This window comes from Bacillus sp. KICET-3 (assembly GCF_033261025.1).
GTDB lineage: Bacteria > Bacillota > Bacilli > Bacillales > Bacillaceae > Bacillus > Bacillus sonorensis.
Genome location: NZ_CP137345.1, coordinates 237,348 through 255,119, shown reverse-complemented (window position 1 = coordinate 255,119; position 17,772 = coordinate 237,348). Strand labels below are relative to the sequence as shown.

The following is a 17,772-nucleotide window of genomic DNA, read 5'->3' as shown; positions in this document are numbered from 1 at the left end:
TCATTCATGCTCCATCAGCCCGGCTTCTTTGCAAAGCTCAACCAGCTGATAAACGCCGGAAAACTGCCGGCGATTGCGCTGATGGATGCTTTTCAGCGCATGTTCCGTAACCTGTTTTGCCTTTTCAATGCTCTGATGTTCAACAGCCTGAACGATTTCCTTCATATGCTCCAAAAAATAAACGGTTCTTCTCAAGGTGCGGATTAATAAAATTTGCCTGATATGCACCGGAGTGAAAAGGCGATAGCCATTTTCAGGATCTCTTTCAGGGGAGATCAGGCCTTCTTTTTCCCAATGGCGGATGGCTGATGCCTGTACATTTGCGAGAGCCGCCGCTTCCCCTATCGTCATAAGCTGTTTCAGCTTATGGCCGGGGATGATCGGAAGCTCGGGATCCCGCAGTACGGCAAGCGTTTGATCGGCAGCGGCTTTTTCCTCCTGCAAATCGGCTTGCGCTTTGTTTACAAGCCAAAAGGCGGCATCCATGTCACCATTTTGAATATGACGAAGCACCATGCAGGTCAGCCCTACGCCAAATGCCGGAAACATGGCCCGAAGACAGCGGAAATAGGCCAGATGCAGCTTTGTATACAGCCGGTATCCATTCTCGGCACGTTCAGGCGCCGGAACGACGCCCCATGATTCATAATGGCGCAAAGCACTCGTACTGATGCCCAGTTCCCTTGCAATCTCAATAGGCTTGAAATACCTCATTACCCATCCTCCCCACTGATGATCGTACTTCACTATACCAAACCGGAGTACTGCCGTACAAACATTAGAGAAAATGATTAAAGTGCAAAGATAATCTTTGTTTAATAAACATGATACATGTTCATACAAACCTTATCACTTGCATCAATCTTGTAAAATTGGTTGTGAAGGATCAAATTGAAGAGAGGGAGGACAATATGAAGGTTTCCCATGAAGTACCGACTCCGCATGAGTATCTTGAACTTAGAAAGGCGGCGGGTTTGCGCGCCATTGATGAGGATGCCGCCAAAACGGCGCTGAACCGCTCGATTTTTTCAACTGTCGTTAGGGGAGAGCAGTCAGAGCTCATCGGCATGGGCAGAATCATCGGTGATGGCGGATGCTTTTTTCAGATCGTTGATATTGCCGTCAAGCCGGCTGGCCAAAATGAGGAATTAAAAAAAATGATTATGAACGAAATCACGGATTATCTCCGCCGGCACGCTCCCGCAGGCGCAGAGGTAATCATAATGGCAGATGTTCCTTCTATCGGTTTATATCAGACATACGGTTTTGATTACACCTATCCCTCATCAATCAGCTTGCGGAAAACATGTTAGACTCGAAAAAGCCCAATTTCTCGTAAAGAGCAATTGGGCTTTCGCGATTTTCTCGATAGTTTTTTTATTTTTGTGTATCGGTATTCATCCGCTTGCCGATTCTAAACACATAATAGCTGACGGCAACGACTGCGAGGAAAACAACCCCGACAATCAGAGACACGCGCGTGTCATCGTTGAACCACATGCCGACCAGCACCATCAGCAGAAATGCAATCGTCAAATAGTTTGTCACAGGGGCAAAAGGCATTTTGAACGGATGCTTGTCGATTTCAGCCCCTTTTGCTTTTCTGAATCCGATATGGCTCAGCAGGATGACGAACCACGGAATCATCCCCGGGAGCACACTCGCACTGTATACATACACAAAGATATTAGGCGGTGCGACATAATTTAAAACGACGCCGATGGCCAAGCCGATCAAAACGGCAATCGTGCCGTACAGTGGCACGCCATTTCGGGAAATCTTCGTAAAGAATTTCGGCGCTTGTCCGTTCACTCCCAATGTGTAAAGCATGCGGCCAGCGCTGAAAATACCGCTGTTGCAGCCGGACATGGCCGCCGTAATGACGACGAAGTTAATAATCCCGGCAGCCGCCGTAATTCCAACTTTCGCGAAAGTCGATACAAACGGACTTCCGATTGCATTCAGCTCATCCCAAGGATAAACGGTGACAATGACGAAAATGGCGCCGATGTAGAAAATTAAAATACGCCAAATAATGCTTTGAATCGCGTGTCTCAGCGTATTCTGCGGATCTTTTGCCTCCCCCGCCGTAATCCCGATCAGTTCGACCCCTTGATAAGCGGCGATGACGAGAGACAGCGCAAAGAAGAATCCTGAAAACCCGCCTGTAAAGAAGCCGCCGTGCGACCAAAGGTTTGAGAAGCCGATCGCATGTCCGCCGTTGCCGAACCCGAAGAAAATAATTCCGAACCCGGCCACGATCATTAATACAATCGTAACGATTTTAATCATCGCAAACCAAAATTCAAATTCCCCAAACGATTTGACAGAGATGAGGTTTGCCCCTCCAAGAATCGCCATTGCGATAATGCCCGGTATCCAGGCCGGCAGATCCGGAAACCAATACTGCATGTACTCGCCGACGGCGATGATCTCGGACATCCCGACGATCACCCACTGGAACCAGTTGCTCCAGGCGGTCATATAACCGGCCAGCGGATGGATATATTGATGGCCGAATGTCGCAAATGAGCCGGTGCTTGGCTCAACATACAACATTTCTCCCATTGCGCGCATGATAAAAAAGATAAAAATTCCGCAGATTGCATAAGCAAGCAGGACGGACGGTCCTGTCCACTTGATCGTGCTGGAAGACCCCATAAATAAACCGACCCCGATGGTGCCGCCCAGCGCGATCATTTGAATATGGCGCGCCCCCAGGCCTCTCTTCAGTTCCTTATTCGCCACTGTATTTCCTCCTCTTACACGGCTGATGTCAACCAAAATATGTGATAACGAAGCATATCTTCATCATGTCGGATGAAGTAGTAATAACAATCTGATAATTCCAAATGCTATATACCTCAAAATTTACTTATTCCATCATAATAAATTTCTCTCATAAATACAATTGTTTTTTTCAGAAGAACACATTATTTATAGCCGAAAAATTATTCCAACATAGAGAATATTTTGATAATTTAAGCGATAAAGAGAAAGCGGAACGCAGCTTGAAACAGCAATCAAAATGCGCTCCTTCTCCCTATGAAAAACAACGGCCGGCTGCCGATTCTTTTTCAACATGTAAAATATGATACAGCTCATCTAGCTTTTGTATTTGATAGGTTGGTACAATGCCAGTGTCATTGGGTTTCATTCCTGGATTCAGCCAGCATGTGTCAAGCCCGGCGATTCCGCCGCCTTTGATATCCGCGGTCAGGGAATCCCCGATGATCAATCCGGCTTCTTTAGAGAAATGAGGAATTCTTGCGAAAACATAGTCGAAGTATTCCTTCATCGGCTTCTGATAGCCGGTGTCCTCCGAAACAAAAATTCCTTTAAACAACGGATACAATCCTGAATCACGCAGCCGCTTATACTGCGTCTTTGACACACCGTTCGTCACAATGTATAAGTCATAGCGGCGCTGCAGCCTTGTGATTAATTCCAGGGCCCCGTCGATCAGCTGATGCCCTTCTTCAAGATAGCCGCGGTACTTCTTCTCCAGCAAGGCCCCATCGACCGTTCGGCCGTATTTTTTGAACAAAAGGGAAAAGCGGGTATTGACCACTTCATCACGGTCGATTTTTCCTTCTTCAAACGCCCTCCACAAGCCTTGATTCATTCTTTTATAATCGGCTTCGATTTCCTGTGTCAGCGGGATATTCTGCTCTTCAAAAAGAAGGCGCAGCGCTAAGCTTTCCGCCGCCTGAAAATCCAAAAGTGTATCATCTACATCAAAAAATAACGTACGGTATGTTTTCACAAGTCTGCCTCCGCTCTTACTAATCAAATTTGGTTGCCTTGATGCCTTTCAGCTCTTTTTCAATCGCGGTCACCGTTTCAGCTCTCTCCTGCTCCGTCTGGCAGTCGAAGACAAGCTGCTCGGCAAATTCCCACACATCTTCCAATCTGCGCCTCAGCTGATAAAACCGCAATGCCTGCTGATCCAATTGAAAACCTTTGTGCACTTGCCGATAGATCGTCATAAACTCGTGAAAGTACGGCTGATCCGCAAAAAACATCAGATCAGCTTCTACTGGTGCCAACTTCAATCCTTCCCAGTCGATCAATATGAATTCCCGTCCGGAAGTCATCAGATTCCAATTGTGAATATCAGTATGGCACAACGCAAGCCTCAAGCTGCCGCTTTTCAATTGATCAGACAGCTCCTCGGCCTTCTCCATCATATGATAGACGGAGTCTACATAAGGATCAAACAGTTCTGTGGTATTGCCGGGAAGTGCGCCGCCCAGCCATTCTCTCATTTGCCGCAAAAACGGTACAGCGAAGCTTTCTTTTATCCTGTCTGTTTTAACAGGTATGCCTTCTCCATATGTGTGAAGCTCTGCCGTGATTTCCGCAAGCTTTCGGATGTCTCCGCTGTGCAGCGGGCGGTCTCCAATCGTTTCTCCGTCAATATATTCATAAAGAAGGTAGATGCCATGGTCATCCTCACTTATAGGCGCCGCTCTTCGTTAAGACCGGCACAGGAAGGCTCCCCCTCAGCTGAGTATGATCGTTGAGCCACTGGACGATGGGAGCGTAGTCGTCGATCAGTGCCGTCCATTTCGCAGTGGAAGCTCTTTTTTTATCATACACCTTTAGAAAATAATCGGCATCACTGCCGGCCACTTTATAAGCGAGAGCCGACCATCCGCCTTTCTGCGGGGAAATGTTGACGCTGTCTATGCCGTAATAAACGTTCAATATGTTCTTGATGTCAAACATCACGTTCACCTCTTTTCAGGTCCGCGGCAAGAAAAGTGCACCCCCCAGAAAGCCGGGGGTGCAGCAAATGTATTAATAAATCTCTTTTGCGGCAGGTCTCAGCCGCTGAACATGCTTCAAGTATTGCTTGACATTGCCGGCGTCCACGAAGGGGTACTGATAACCCAATCGTTCTGCCGCTGCAATCGCAGTCTCTTCAAATAAATCGGTCGTCTTGAATAAAGCGCTCCACACTTCGCCATAGTCTCCGCCGGGATATGTTGCCAGAAGTCTTTTCCATGTCTCTTCATCAACATAGCGCTTCAGAAACTTGGCGTTTTTTCCAATGCTAAGCGAAAAATCGGTTTCGATTCCGACTTTCCATTCGAGCATCTTTAACAGCATCGCCCTGACCAGATTCAAATGATCAAGCGCATAAAGAATTTCCCGCCTCCACAAGCCTTTGGCCACATATGTCGCAGTCCACCAGCACTCATTGCAGCAGTCTGCAAAAGATTGTGCTGACGGCTTTTTCACCCAATACTCCTCATCTGTCGGCGGCGGAATGGCAGGCAAAGCATCATCCTTATCAAGCAAGATGGCGGTCAGACCGTCTTCACGGCAATATTCATCCTTTTCTGCTAAAGGAATGAGCATCAAGTCAATCCGGTTGCCGTCCGTAAACAGCATCATATAGGTAAAACGGCCGCCAAGCTCATTCGGAAACAGCTCCATGTCTTCCGGCGTCTGCATGATGATCCTTTCTCCGAACACATCGATCCAATCCGGATCATCGAGAAAAGACTGCACATCTGTCACCAGATACGCAATATCATAATCCCGAAAAGGGTCCTTGGGGACATTCGGATTCGTCCGTGAACCGTTCATGCCAACCGCTCTGACCCTGTCGTCCTCCTTGGCGACTTTTAACACCAGCTCCATCATTTCTTGTTCTGTACGCATATTCTGAACCTCCTATTATGTGGTTGTTTTTCAAACACAAAGGTATCAGGAGGTCCCCGAATGCAACGTTATGTAAAATGCTCCAAGAATGTCATGGGACGCCCTCCTTTTAATATGCCTGCTTCAGATGATTGTCGAGGCGTTCAAACTGCGAAGAAACACCCTGGATTATGCCCATATCGATGACCTGCTGCAACGCCTCTTCTGATGCAAATTCAGAGCGCATCACGAGCTTCGTTCTATGTTCTCCCTCAATGAACTCCACCTTCACCAACGTCTCCGGCATTCCGGAAACTGCATTCCCTTCCGCATCTGCAAACATATCAATGAACACAATCTTCTCAGGCGCCGAGATGTCTTGATAGACAGCCTTGCCCCAGGATTCCTGCCCGAAATACTCCCCCTGGTTCTCATCTGTACATCGCATGCAATAATGCCAAACGCCATTCGGTTTAAACGCAAACGAACGAACTTCGGTTTGCCAGCCCTTTGGCCCCCACCAGCTTTCCAACTGCCCAGCTTCCGAAAAAGCTTTAAACACCCGATCTCGCGGCGCATCGAAAAGCCGCTCCATGACAAGGGTTCTTCCTTCCGCTTTCACTTTCAAGCTGTTTGCTGTTTTGTCCGACATCATCATTTCCTCCTGAAATGGAATATTTGTAAAACAGTAAACCAGGCAAAAAAAACGTGAAGAAAAACATGTAAGCGCTTTCTCGAAGAAGTGTCAGCTTTTCTTCATAAATTAAATATAACGAAAAAGGTTATTTTCGCCAACATAAAAATCCCTATAGATGATTTTCATCTATAGGGATTATGCTTAACATGTGTTTCCATCGACATTACTTTGCAAAACTTCAATGAGAACTGTTTTTTCGGCTGCTCATCCCTCCGGCACTGAAAAAACATCAAGAGGGTTACAATACCTTTAACCAGGAACATTCTAATCGAAATTAAAATTTGCGGGAGTTACCTTTTTAAAGAACAAAACCCCATCATATTGCTGAACTGGTTTAAAAGAAATACGCAAGCCTCCCCCCTCCAAAGCCTTCCACTTATTTCCTCCCCACCTTGAGGTGCATGGTATAAAAAAATTTTGGTAAGGTGAGTTACTAAGCAACCATTCCAAATGCTTCTTGTTGACTTTTTTTATAGGATGATCGCCCCCTTGGTGATTCCCCATTCTTCCCTCCCCTGCATAAAAACCAATAACAAAGCTGTCCTCTTTCATGGATGATGGAAGATTTTCCACAAATGATCGATAAGGGGAAAAACGATTCGCACTGCTCTGTTTTTTGATGTGAAGATTGTGTGCCCATATGATAAATTTTTCATCAGGATATACATGCTGAGATAAAAATTCAAGATTCTTTGCCATTAATTCATCTCGATACTCAAACAATTTGGAAAAACCTTTTGTAAAATTCGCCTTAAAATAATTTATTCTGTTTTTCATCGTTTGTAACACGACATCACGTAGCATGGCAGAGGGAAAAGTCTGTTTCTCAAGCCCCTTCATCAGTTCTTGGCCCATGCCTTCAATCTCTTCTACTGTTTTCCTAAAACGTCTTTTCAATATGTAATCTTTATCCAGCATCTCATTTGTGCGCGTATCAAATTCTACATACATCTTCCTCAGGTCCCCTGTCAAATGCGAACGCATGTAGGAAGAAAAGTGCTTATCCATGCTCTGCTGAACATCAACTCCTGTTAAATGCAATGGCTGCCGCTGTTGAGTTTCCTTCATATACTCAAACAAATCGAGCATAAATTCGTTTTGCCAAACTCTCCCGATGGAACCGGACATATATTCTTTGGAACTGAGTTCTTCTGAAAGGTAATTTCCTATGGCGCAATCCCCCAATTCACTTTCAAAAGCAAGAATATGAAATCCTAATTCCTGATGCAGAAATTTAATTAAGCTTACCTTCGCTTCGCTGTATTCTTTGACACAATGGCTGCTTTCACCAAGAAACACAAATCTTTTATTTCCCAATATCTCTTTAAAGAAGTCAAATTTATAACCATTATCCTCTCCAATATTAATAGATTCATCTCTTATTTCATCAAATAAATCGTTCAATGGATTAGCACCCCCAATTAGATTGCTTGCTCATTGTTTGAATTGTACAGCTTAGTGTAAAAATCCTTTATTTCGAATCAATTGCAAATGGTTGCCCATCGCTTGAATCTCTCCGTCTTTTAGTACTAAATAAAAGATCCGCATCCTTAATAGTACTTAGCTTGTGAGCTATTACTATCGAGTGCACTTTAATTCATTTAAATGTTGTTCTATGACTTTTTCATTTAAGTTATCCAGAGAACTTGCTGCCTCATCCAGCAATAATATTGAAGGTCTTTGCAATGAAGCCCGCGCAAGCATGATTCTCTGTTTTTTAACCGCCGGAAATATTCATTGACATTTCTGACACAGGAGTGTGGTAACCCATTGGCATTTCCAATATCTCGTCGTGTATTTATGCAAGTTTTGCTGCCTTAAAAACTTTATCCATGGAAGGATTCTTAATCATTGCCTATGATAAGAATCGGTACGGCGGTAATCCGGCTTCTTCATAGACGGTCCGAAACTTGCATCTCCCACATTGATGCAAGTCAAGCGCAATTATCTCTTGAACAACACAAGTACCGTGCCCCCTGATCCCAAACAACAGCAGACACGATTTTAATACTAATTGTTCACATTCCACCCACCAAACCAGACCAAATGTCATAGTTCTAACCTCTCTATTTCGACATAAAACGACAAAATATAACAAGATTGTCAGAATAAAATAGTTTATTTGATGGATGTCAATTTTTATCACAAGAACTATTATTGAAAAAGAGTGAAATTTGATCTAAACAAAGATAGGAGGAAGTTCACTTTGAAAGGTAAATTCATCAAACTTTTGTTGGTTTTAGCAGTCGCAATCGGGAGCTTCGCATCACTTGGTTTTATCGGCTCCGACACTGCGCAAGCAAAAGATCGTACGATAAAATCGACATCCAGTGTATCCGTTTTCCGAGAAGGAAAATTACACTATAAAAAAGCAACATACTCCAACACCTTCGGTTATAGCTGGGCTGGGCATCCATTTACAACACTAGATACATATCGTTCAGGCAAAGTAAAAGCCACATTGCAATATAAAACAAAAAAAGGCTGGAAAAATTACAAAACTTTTTATGTTAATAAAAAAGGCCATACGACCTTTAAAGTGAGCAGTTACCTCGACTTGTACACGAAGTTCAGATACAAATTTGAGAATATTGGTTCAAAAAAGCCTATTCCTTACAAATTCTATTCTCATACAACGCTTAAGTTCAGCCGCGCTGAAGCGATTGCATTTGCTAATTCAAATCCTGCAAAAACAACGGAACAGATTCGAAAAAACAAATACGGTGTAAATGTGGCCCGAAAAGGAAGCCTATTTTATAAAAAACCAACATACACAAACACATTCGGTTATTCGTATGCGTACAAATTGAATGGAGTCATCACCGGATTTTGTGGTACATCAATTGATACAGATCGTTCAGGCAAAGTAAAGGCCACATTGCAATATAAAACAAAAAAAGGCTGGAAAAATTACAAAACTTTATATGTCACAAAGAAAGGCTATACATACCTTAAAGTCGACGTTCGCAACCTTGGCTTCCACACGACATACAGATACAAATTTGAGAATGTCGGTTCTAAAAAGCCTATTCCATACAGATTTTATTCAAGTACACCCTATAAATATATAAAATAAAGCGTGTCTTTTCTCATATCCAGTTAAACAAAGGCTCCTGTTTCTACAGGAGCCTTGTTATACTCTCTTCCTTGAATAATGCCGCCACTTAAACGGCAAATATGGCAGTTTGCCGCCTAATCAATGCTTTCACAAATGATTCCCTGGATGCCGCTGCAAAGGGGAATGACAATTCAAAATCAGCGGTGGAAACCCATAACGAAACAGAGGCTAGATCATCCCCTTGACCTCTTTTAGGAGTCATTGTTTAGCAGGATCTCCCGTCAACATCGCATTGCAAAGCATCTGCCGATTGTATTTTCCCGCTTTCCTCTTCTATCACCTGTTCAAACACTTCTTTAGCCGCAGCCCCGGCGATTCGCTCATTGCCGATGATAAAAGTCGGCACGGCGGTAATGCCGACTTCTTCATAGGCATGCTGAAGCGCCTGCTGCTGGGTTTTTTGGTATGTTCTCGCTGCCAGCGCTTCTTTAAAAGCCTTCTCGTCCAAGCCTGCTTCTTTTGCAAGCTTTGTCAGCACCTCGATGTCACCGATGTTTTGCTCTTCCTGGAAAAATGCACGGTAAACCCTGTCATTGTATTCTTTCGCTTTGCCGTGCTCTTTCGCAAAGTGAAAGCCTTCATGGGCCAAATCTGTATAAGGATGCGGCGAGACGTCCGGCAGCTTCATGTCGATCCCCCACGCTTCTATTCTCGGCGCGATGGCGTTTTCCCACATCGCCAATTTCTGCGGATCATTCAACGGATCCAATGGTTCGGCAGGACGCGGGCGCAATTCAAACGGAAGCCATTCCACCTCCACATCCTTTCCGTCAATCGCTTTCTCAAACTGGTCTTTCCCAAGAAAACAGAATGGGCAGACATAATCAGAATATACTTTTACTTTTATTGTCATGTGTTTTTTCCTCTCTTCCATCCATTTGTAACTATAATAGTTACAAATGGATCGCCTGTCAAGAATCCTTTCATATGATCTTGACATGTCCCGGAAAATCACTATACTAAAAAAGACAACATGTTGTCTAAAGGAGTGGAAAAATGGATTTTTCAAAAGAACTAAAAGATTTGTTCTTGATGCAGCAAGCTTACGCTACGTTGTTCTCGGTTTTAAACAAAATTCAAATTCGCGGTGATGAATATTTTGAAGAATTGACATCTAGGCAATTTATGACGATTGTCGCTATCCTTCACTTGCCCGAGGATGAAACAACAATCAATAATATTGCCAAAAAGCTGGGCACATCAAAGCAGAATGTGAACAGACTCATCAACAGCATCGAAAAAAAAGGATATGTGCTCACAGAACCAAGCAAACGCGACAGACGTGCGGTCAATGTAAAAATCACTGATTCAGGAAAAAAGGTCATGGAGGAATGCGGGGAAAAAGCGATTTATTTTATGGCCGATATTTTTAAAGAATTTTCGATGGAAGAGATCGAAACGCTGTGGAACTTGTTGAAAAAGCTGTATCGCTATGACGGGGAAAAGCAGGATGGTTTTGAAGAAACAGCGCCTGAATTTGAACTCGAACAAAACCGGGAAGAGCTACAAGCCAGGGTATTGCAGGAATTTTCAAGACGAAGAAAAGGGGATGTCCAGTGACCAGTGTTGTCGAAGTTGAAAATCTACGCAAAAATTATAACGAAAAAGTTGCCATAAACGGAATGAGCTTTGAAGTAAAAAAGGGAGAAATTCTCGGCCTTTTAGGCCCGAACGGAGCTGGCAAAAGTACAATGATCAATATTTTAGCCACCGTTTTATCTCCTACAAGCGGAAACGTAAAAATGTTCGGGCGCGACTTGAAAAAAGGTGCCAAGCACGTGAAGCAAGGGATTGGAATCGTTCCTCAAGACCTTGCTATTTTTGAGGAAATCTCTGCCGAGAAAAACGTACGGTTCTTTGCCGGCCTCTACAACCTGAAAGGAAACGTTTTGGACAAGCGGGTCGAGGAAGCATTGAAATTAGTACGGCTATATGAACGAAAAGACGATAAACCGAAGACCTTCTCAGGGGGCATGAAAAGAAGGCTGAATATTGCCTGTGGAATCGCCCACCGTCCGGAGCTCGTCATCATGGATGAACCTTCTGTAGGGATTGACCCCCAGTCCCGAAATCACATTTTGGAATCGATAAAAACGCTGAAGAACAACGGAGCGACTATTATCTATTCCACGCACTATATGGAAGAGGCCGAAGCCATTTCAGACCGTATCATGATCATGAATGAAGGTCAAATCATCGCGCAAGGGACAAAAGAAGATTTACACCAAAAAGTAAAAAATCAAACAGCATATGCCTTCCAATTAACGCAATCGGAACGGGTAAACGTTGGTCTGATTTATCAAATTGAAGGGGTAAAAAGCGTTCAGATGACTGAGGATACCTTTGAAATTACCGTTGACCAATCAAATGACCATGTTGGCGACATCATCGCAGCGCTGACGAAAGAAGGCTGCCAAATCATAAACATGGCAAGCAAAAAAGCTTCTTTAGAAACTGTCTTCCTAGAGCTCACAGGAAGATCCTTGCGGGACTAGGAGTGATCGAGATGAAGTTTTTAAGAATGATCAAGTTTGACATGTTAAATATCGTCAGAAATCCAACGCTGCTTTTCGCCAATACCATCTTTCCTTTCATCTTGATTGCGATGATGGGGTTTGTGACAAAAAACAATTTCGGCGGAAATACCGTCAGCTCATACGACTACTACGGGGTCAACATGACAATTTTTTCCGCCATGCTGATTACGATGACAGCTGCAAACACGTTTATGGAAGAAAAGGTGAAGAAGGGAAATATCCGCATGGTATATGCTCCGGTTTCCAGAGCTTCAATTTATCTATCGAAATTGCTCTCCACGTATATCTTCGGAACCGTTTGCTACTGCAGTGTCTTATTTTTAGGCCAAACACTTTTTCATTTGAATCTCGGTGGACGGTATCTCCCGTATTTGATGTTGTTAATTGATGCCCTGGTTTTGTTTGGCTGCTGTTTTGGCACGATGTTTTGCTGCATATTCAAAAATGAAGAGCGAGCAAACGGCATCATGCAAATCCCCGTCGCCTTTTTCGTCTTTTTTGGAGGTGTGTTTTTCGGAATTCACCGACTTGGAGAAATGATCAATTCAATTTCTATATTTTCGCCGGTGTATTGGGTTTCTGAATGTGCATTCCGGCTCATCTATGATCACGATTTCAGCATCTTCCTGCCGGTGACCTTATGTCTGTTGCTTGCCTCGATAGTCTGTACAGCTGTTTGCCATATTGCGTTTAAACCGGAGGAATATGTATGTTGAATGTATTTAGAAACAGGCTGGACCGGATGTTAACAAAAAAAGCGGTCCTGATCATTGCAGTTGTGGTTGTTCCGCTTATGATCGCAGCGGCCATCTTCTTCTCCAACCAAACAATTGTAAAAGATAAGATCGCCTTTATAACCGCTGGCTCACAACATATCCCAAGCGACCCGAAAGCAGACGTCTTACAAGTGGATACGAAACCTCCTCTTTCCTCACTTGTATTAGGACAGTACAACTTTTTGGTCGAAGAAAAAGGAAGCGGCTATAAGGTCACCACGTTGAGAAATCAAACCGATCAAAAAAGAATTGAACAATTTTTCAAAACAGGACACCTGCCGGAAAGCTACCGGGGAGATGATCAAATCCACAATGACCGGGGGATCGGAACGAATATTTTAGGATTTATTGTGATGCTGGTGTTCATGCAAGGTGTGGCACTGACCGCTCTTTACCCGGAGGATCGCATGCTCGGTGCATTCAGGCGAATGCTTGCATCGCCTTTAAGCGTCGGTAAGTATTTGTTCGTGCAGTCGATTTTCACGTTTTTATGTTTGTATATTCCATCCTATCTGGCCATTGTCATCACCTGTCAGCTTTTCGGCGCAGAAATTGGCTACAGTTTCGGAATGCTGGCTGTATTGCTCTCAATCCTGACGGCAATGGCAACGGGTTTTTCGATCTGTATGACCTCTGTCATGAAGCGGAATATCAATTTAGCGGCGAGCGGAATCAGTGTCGTTACCTGTGTGCTTGCCGGCTGTTTCATTTCGTTTACGGGCAGCAACCCCATTCTGGACGCCATCTGTTCGATTCTGCCGCAAAATGCGTTCATGGCGTTCATTCATGGCGTAGAAGTCGGGCGGAGCGTGCTGGAATATAAAGGCCAGATTGTCTATTTGTTTATTTGGACGATCATGCTTTGGCTTATTGGATTTTTTGTCACAAAACGGAGAATAGGGAAAGGAATTTATGAATAGCGTTCTAAAGTCAGTTTACGCTGACTTTAGAAGCTTATTTTTTTATTAAAAACTTTTTTCCTTGGAACTTTATGAGATATATAGCGTAATATTATGCGTTATGGTGTACGCTTATTTTGGAAGAAGGGGGCATTCCATTATCACACGATGTTTAGCTCATAAAAACTAAATAAAGGAGTTTAGCAATATGAAAACAGAGAACAAACCCGCCAGCTTAAAACCGTTCTTCTCATTGATTCTCTCGACAGGCATTCCTAGACTCGCTCTAACCATCGGCTTAATCGCAAGCCTTGTCACCACATTGGTCGGACTATCAATTCCGCTGCTTACACGGGAATTGGTCGACGGCTTTTCCGCCAGTTCGATCAGCATGGCTTTGGCGGGCATCCTTGCGCTCGTTTTTATCATTCAAGCGGTCTGCGATGGATTTTCCACCTATTTTCTTTCCTATGCCGGACAAAAAGTGGTCGCTTCATTGAGGGAGCGGATGTGGTTTAAATTGCTGCGCCTGCCCGTCCGGTATTTTGATGAAAAGACGAGCGGCGAAACCGTCAGCCGTGTCGTCAATGATACCGGCATCGTCAAAAGCTTGATTTCCGAGCATTTTCCGCAGTTTGTTTCGGGCATGATCACGATTATTGGAGCCGTTGTCATTTTGCTGATTATGGATTGGAAAATGACACTCCTCATGCTCATCTCTGTTCCGATTACGACCGTCATCATGATCCCGCTCGGCATGAAAATGCACACAATCTCTAAAACACTACAGGATGAAACCGCTTCGTTTACCGGGAATGTCCAGCAAACGTTAAGCGAAATCAGATTAATGAAAGCATCCAACGCGGAGCATACAGAAAAAATGAAAGGGTTATCAGGCATTTCGAAGCTCTTTCAATACGGCCTCAAGGAAGCCCGTATATTTGCACTCGTCTCCCCGTTTATGCACCTTGTCATTATGATTGTGATCGTCGCCATCATCGGCTACGGCGGCATCCGCGTCTCTGAGGGGACGATGTCGGCAGGCTCGCTGATCGCCTTTTTGCTTTATCTGTTTCAAATCATCTTCCCGATCACATCGTTCACAATGTTTTTCACTCAGCTGCAAAAAGCAAAAGGGGCAACAGAGCGAATCATCGAGATTTTGCATACTGAAGAGGAAGAGGGCCAGGAAGGGCTTGAGATGGATATCTCCAATCTGCCGATACGTGTCGAGAATGTATCTTTCTCTTACGGCGATGACGAGCCTGTCTTGCGGGAGGTATCTTTCGACGTCGATCCCGGGCAGATGATTGCATTTGTCGGTCCGAGCGGCGGCGGAAAAACGACGATGTTCGGCCTCTTGGAACAATTTTACGAACCGGACTCAGGGGTCATTAATATCGGGGAAACACCGATCAACAAGCTGTCGATGAAGTCGTGGCGCAGCCAGATCGGCTACGTATCTCAAGACAGCCCGATGATGTCCGGCACCATCCGTGAGAACTTGTGCTACGGCTTGGACCACGCTGACAGCATTGACGATCAAAAACTGTGGAAAGTCGCGGAAATGGCTTATGCGGACGCATTTATTAAACAATTTCCTGAGCAGCTTGATACGGAAGTCGGCGAACGCGGTGTCAAGCTGTCCGGCGGACAGAGACAGCGGATCGCCATCGCCCGCGCCTTTCTGCGCGACCCGAAAATTTTAATGATGGACGAAGCGACAGCCAGCCTCGACAGCCAGTCGGAAAGCATTGTCCAGCAGGCCCTCTCACGCCTCATGAAAGGACGGACAACCTTCGTCATCGCCCACCGGCTCTCAACGATCGTAAATGCCGATCAAATTATGTTTATCGAAAAAGGCAAGATTACCGGAATGGGACGGCATCATGAGCTGGTTGCTTCGCACGCGCTGTATCGGGAGTTTGCGGAGCGGCAGTTGACATAGTCTCAGAAATATAAAAGGTGTCCCGAATGAGGATTCGGGACACTTTAAAAATTAAAATTTCACACAAAAGCGGTCAAGTATTCTCTTTTAGTCATTAAAATGAACTTATCTTTTGTATTATCCCTTTCTCAATAGAATCGGTAATTCTACCAGCACCTCCCCAGAGTTGTTGGCATTATTTCTAAGCTTCATTCTTCCATTATGCTGCTTGATTACCTTTTCGGTAAACGTTAATCCTAATCCATAATGGCTGTTATTCGTCCGTCCAAAGTTTTCGGTGTAAAAAAGTTCAGTGCCTTTTTGTAGAGCTTCCTCCGAAAAACCGGGTCCTTGATCGATGATAACAAATTGAATACGGTCTTTATCCTGCTTGACGATCATTTGCACTTTTTCATGCGGCGGCGTTCTTTCTATTCCGTTTAATACAATATTATTTATTGCTCGACTAAGCAGGATTACGTCTATATAAAGGCTAGCCTCTTTATGTGTCCAATCTTCGACAATGATATTATTACCCAAGCTTTTAACTTCGGCTTCCAGCTTGCACAAGAAATCGGTTACAGATACTTCTTCCATATTCGTATTGTCTTGTTTGTTGTCCAGGTTGATATCGATAACTTCCTGAATGTATCCTTCAATCTGCTGTATAGCATTCATAACGTCGCGGAAACTTTCCTTCTCATCCTCATCTGCCATAGCTTCCAAAAGCTCTATATTCCCTTTTATAACGGTCAACGGAATCTTTATATCATGTATCAAATAACTGATCTGTTCTGACTTTGAATTGGTAATCTCAATTTCCTTCTGAATGGATTTAACAAGTGCTTCCGATAAACTCTCCATTGCGCCCATTACATCTTTGTACTCATTAAATCGAACTCGCGGAAATTCGATATTTAAGTCTCTTTCTTTTATTTTACGGGCTACTTGGATAAGCTTTTGGTTTTCTTGGACAATAATTCGAGAAAAACTTCTTATATTCCAAACTAAATAAACACAATAAATTAAGATTGAAAAAACTGATATCCATACGCCAGGATTCGGAAATACCTTTCTTAATTCAATATTTGCAAACTGGATTTTCAAGCTATAATGAATCAAAATGCTTTCATATCGACTGTCATATCTTATAAAAGAGCTCATTCTATCCTTACTAGGATGCAGATAAGCTTCTATTGATCTTTGTTTATTTCTGGAACTCATATTACTCTTTACAATTTTGTTTGTTTGCTTATTAAAAATAGTATAATCCAGTTCTGGAGGAATGATGCTGGGATCAATATAATTGGCACTTTCAACTTTACTCTGTATTTTTTCCGCTTTTTTTATCGGTTCATTTGCCGGAAGGAAAAAATGATGATTGATTCCCCAAGTCACGAATCCAATATTCAGGGTCAAAATAAACAAACCTGCAAAACCTAATTTTGTAATCCATTTAACAAAATAAACCGATAACGTATTCTTTATTCCCATATATACCCTACACCCCAAACCGTACTGATAGGGGCTAAATTGAACTGGGCAATTTTTTTCCTTATCACTCTGATATGTTCAACCACGGTTGAAATTTGAGAATCGCTTTCAATTGAATAGACAGATTCATAAATATCTTCTTTAGAAAAGATTTTCCCCTTGTGTAATGCGAGCAGTTCACAAATTTTGTATTGAGTCTTAGTAAAGCTTACTTCCTCCCCTTTGATCATTACTTTTTTTGCTTCTAAATCAATCAGGATGTCACCATCGATAAATACACTTTTGGTGCCCTTTTTCGGCCTTGCTTCCCGCCTTAAATGAGCCTCGATACGCGCATTCACTTCATGGATACTGAACGGCTTTACAATATAATCATCTCCTCCAATTGATAAACCTTTAATTATTGAAGATTCATCACTTTTGGCAGTCATAAAAATGATCGGTATATCAATTAAAGATCTAATCTTCTCACAAATTTTAAATCCATCTTCATCTGGCATCATGACATCTAATAAAATGAGATTATATTTATTTAATTCCTCTATCGTGATATCTTTAATACTTTGCAAAGTTGTAACCTCATGTTTTTTTATACTCAACATTTTCCTGACCAGTCTTAGAATTGCAGCGTCATCATCAACCGCCAAGATTTTGGCCAAATTGAACCACCCT

At 43.4% G+C, this 17,772-nt stretch carries 16 protein-coding genes and 1 pseudogene; 7 read left to right on the top strand and 10 right to left on the bottom strand.

Annotation, left to right across the window (positions count from 1 at the left end):
• Positions 1-714, bottom strand: coding sequence for a TioE family transcriptional regulator (locus tag R5H20_RS01415; protein ID WP_006640000.1), 714 nt, complete (start codon positions 712-714; stop codon positions 1-3).
• 197 nt (positions 715-911) lie between these two features.
• Between R5H20_RS01415 and R5H20_RS01410 the strand changes: the two genes are divergently transcribed.
• Positions 912-1,313 carry a GNAT family N-acetyltransferase gene (locus R5H20_RS01410; RefSeq protein WP_006639999.1) on the top strand — a complete coding sequence of 134 codons (402 nt, stop codon included), beginning with the start codon at positions 912-914 and terminating at the stop codon, positions 1,311-1,313.
• 64 nt (positions 1,314-1,377) lie between these two features.
• On the opposite strand, the gene R5H20_RS01405 is transcribed toward R5H20_RS01410, so the two are convergent.
• From R5H20_RS01405 to R5H20_RS01380, 6 genes and pseudogenes are all read right to left on the bottom strand, one after another.
• The gene (locus R5H20_RS01405; RefSeq protein ID WP_006639998.1) at positions 1,378-2,748 is read right to left on the bottom strand and encodes an amino acid permease; all 1,371 of its coding nucleotides are present in this window, start codon (positions 2,746-2,748) and stop codon (positions 1,378-1,380) included.
• A 295-nt stretch (positions 2,749-3,043) separates the two neighbouring features.
• Entirely contained in the window at positions 3,044-3,766 is a 723-nt protein-coding gene (locus R5H20_RS01400; RefSeq protein ID WP_006639997.1) for a YjjG family noncanonical pyrimidine nucleotidase, read from the bottom strand.
• A 19-nt stretch (positions 3,767-3,785) separates the two neighbouring features.
• Positions 3,786-4,731 (bottom strand): annotated as a pseudogene (locus R5H20_RS01395) (aminoglycoside phosphotransferase family protein).
• 72 nt (positions 4,732-4,803) lie between these two features.
• A complete protein-coding gene (locus R5H20_RS01390; RefSeq protein WP_006639996.1) occupies positions 4,804-5,673 on the bottom strand; it encodes an aminoglycoside 6-adenylyltransferase in 870 nt (289 codons plus the stop codon).
• A 109-nt stretch (positions 5,674-5,782) separates the two neighbouring features.
• Positions 5,783-6,304: an SRPBCC family protein gene (locus R5H20_RS01385; protein WP_006639995.1), complete on the bottom strand. Its 522-nt coding sequence runs from the start codon at positions 6,302-6,304 to the stop codon at positions 5,783-5,785.
• 309 nt (positions 6,305-6,613) lie between these two features.
• Positions 6,614-7,753 (bottom strand): erythromycin esterase family protein, encoded by a 1,140-nt coding sequence (locus R5H20_RS01380; protein ID WP_006639994.1) that lies wholly within the window; start codon positions 7,751-7,753, stop codon positions 6,614-6,616.
• 802 nt (positions 7,754-8,555) lie between these two features.
• On the opposite strand from R5H20_RS01380, the gene R5H20_RS01375 reads away from it, so the two are divergent.
• The gene (locus R5H20_RS01375) at positions 8,556-9,425 is read left to right on the top strand and encodes a hypothetical protein (RefSeq protein ID WP_006639993.1); all 870 of its coding nucleotides are present in this window, start codon (positions 8,556-8,558) and stop codon (positions 9,423-9,425) included.
• Positions 9,426-9,672: 247 nt separating this feature from the next.
• Here R5H20_RS01375 and R5H20_RS01370 read toward each other — a convergent pair whose 3' ends face one another.
• The gene (locus R5H20_RS01370; protein WP_006639992.1) at positions 9,673-10,320 is read right to left on the bottom strand and encodes a DsbA family oxidoreductase; all 648 of its coding nucleotides are present in this window, start codon (positions 10,318-10,320) and stop codon (positions 9,673-9,675) included.
• A gap of 143 nt (positions 10,321-10,463) precedes the next feature.
• Here R5H20_RS01370 and R5H20_RS01365 point away from each other — a divergent pair, with 143 nt between their 5' ends.
• The 5 genes from R5H20_RS01365 to R5H20_RS01345 all read left to right on the top strand — a co-directional run bounded on the left by R5H20_RS01365 (position 10,464) and on the right by R5H20_RS01345 (position 15,627).
• The gene (locus tag R5H20_RS01365; RefSeq protein WP_006639991.1) at positions 10,464-11,027 is read left to right on the top strand and encodes a MarR family winged helix-turn-helix transcriptional regulator; all 564 of its coding nucleotides are present in this window, start codon (positions 10,464-10,466) and stop codon (positions 11,025-11,027) included.
• Positions 11,024-11,962, top strand: coding sequence for an ABC transporter ATP-binding protein (locus R5H20_RS01360; protein ID WP_006639990.1), 939 nt, complete (start codon positions 11,024-11,026; stop codon positions 11,960-11,962). The genes R5H20_RS01365 and R5H20_RS01360 overlap by 4 nt, the downstream gene beginning before the upstream one ends.
• An 11-nt stretch (positions 11,963-11,973) precedes the next feature.
• Complete coding sequence (locus tag R5H20_RS01355) at positions 11,974-12,720, top strand: ABC transporter permease (RefSeq protein WP_006639989.1); 747 nt, start codon at positions 11,974-11,976, stop codon at positions 12,718-12,720.
• Entirely contained in the window at positions 12,714-13,700 is a 987-nt protein-coding gene (locus R5H20_RS01350) for an ABC transporter permease (RefSeq protein ID WP_006639988.1), read from the top strand. The genes R5H20_RS01355 and R5H20_RS01350 overlap by 7 nt, the downstream gene beginning before the upstream one ends.
• Positions 13,701-13,887: 187 nt before the next feature.
• Entirely contained in the window at positions 13,888-15,627 is a 1,740-nt protein-coding gene (locus R5H20_RS01345) for an ABC transporter ATP-binding protein (protein ID WP_006639987.1), read from the top strand.
• Positions 15,628-15,744: 117 nt separating this feature from the next.
• Here R5H20_RS01345 and R5H20_RS01340 read toward each other — a convergent pair whose 3' ends face one another.
• Together R5H20_RS01340 and R5H20_RS01335 are read right to left on the bottom strand one after the other, a co-directional pair.
• Entirely contained in the window at positions 15,745-17,100 is a 1,356-nt protein-coding gene (locus R5H20_RS01340; protein ID WP_006639986.1) for a sensor histidine kinase, read from the bottom strand.
• The gene (locus R5H20_RS01335) at positions 17,091-17,759 is read right to left on the bottom strand and encodes a response regulator transcription factor (protein ID WP_006639985.1); all 669 of its coding nucleotides are present in this window, start codon (positions 17,757-17,759) and stop codon (positions 17,091-17,093) included. Before R5H20_RS01335 ends, R5H20_RS01340 begins: the two co-directional genes overlap by 10 nt.
• Between the last annotated feature and the right edge of the window lie 13 nt (positions 17,760-17,772).

Excerpts from the sequence above, each read along its gene's own strand:
- R5H20_RS01365 (WP_006639991.1), top strand. The coding sequence starts at position 10,464 with ATGGATTTTTCAAAAGAACTAAAAGATTTGTTCTTGATGCAGCAAGCT.
- R5H20_RS01350 (WP_006639988.1), top strand. The coding sequence starts at position 12,714 with ATGTTGAATGTATTTAGAAACAGGCTGGACCGGATGTTAACAAAAAAA.
- R5H20_RS01390 (WP_006639996.1), bottom strand. The coding sequence starts at position 5,673 with ATGCGTACAGAACAAGAAATGATGGAGCTGGTGTTAAAAGTCGCCAAG.
- R5H20_RS01355 (WP_006639989.1), top strand. The coding sequence starts at position 11,974 with ATGAAGTTTTTAAGAATGATCAAGTTTGACATGTTAAATATCGTCAGA.
- R5H20_RS01370 (WP_006639992.1), bottom strand. The coding sequence starts at position 10,320 with ATGACAATAAAAGTAAAAGTATATTCTGATTATGTCTGCCCATTCTGT.
- R5H20_RS01385 (WP_006639995.1), bottom strand. The coding sequence starts at position 6,304 with ATGTCGGACAAAACAGCAAACAGCTTGAAAGTGAAAGCGGAAGGAAGA.
- R5H20_RS01410 (WP_006639999.1), top strand. The coding sequence starts at position 912 with ATGAAGGTTTCCCATGAAGTACCGACTCCGCATGAGTATCTTGAACTT.
- R5H20_RS01340 (WP_006639986.1), bottom strand. The coding sequence starts at position 17,100 with ATGGGAATAAAGAATACGTTATCGGTTTATTTTGTTAAATGGATTACA.
- R5H20_RS01415 (WP_006640000.1), bottom strand. The coding sequence starts at position 714 with ATGAGGTATTTCAAGCCTATTGAGATTGCAAGGGAACTGGGCATCAGT.
- R5H20_RS01345 (WP_006639987.1), top strand. The coding sequence starts at position 13,888 with ATGAAAACAGAGAACAAACCCGCCAGCTTAAAACCGTTCTTCTCATTG.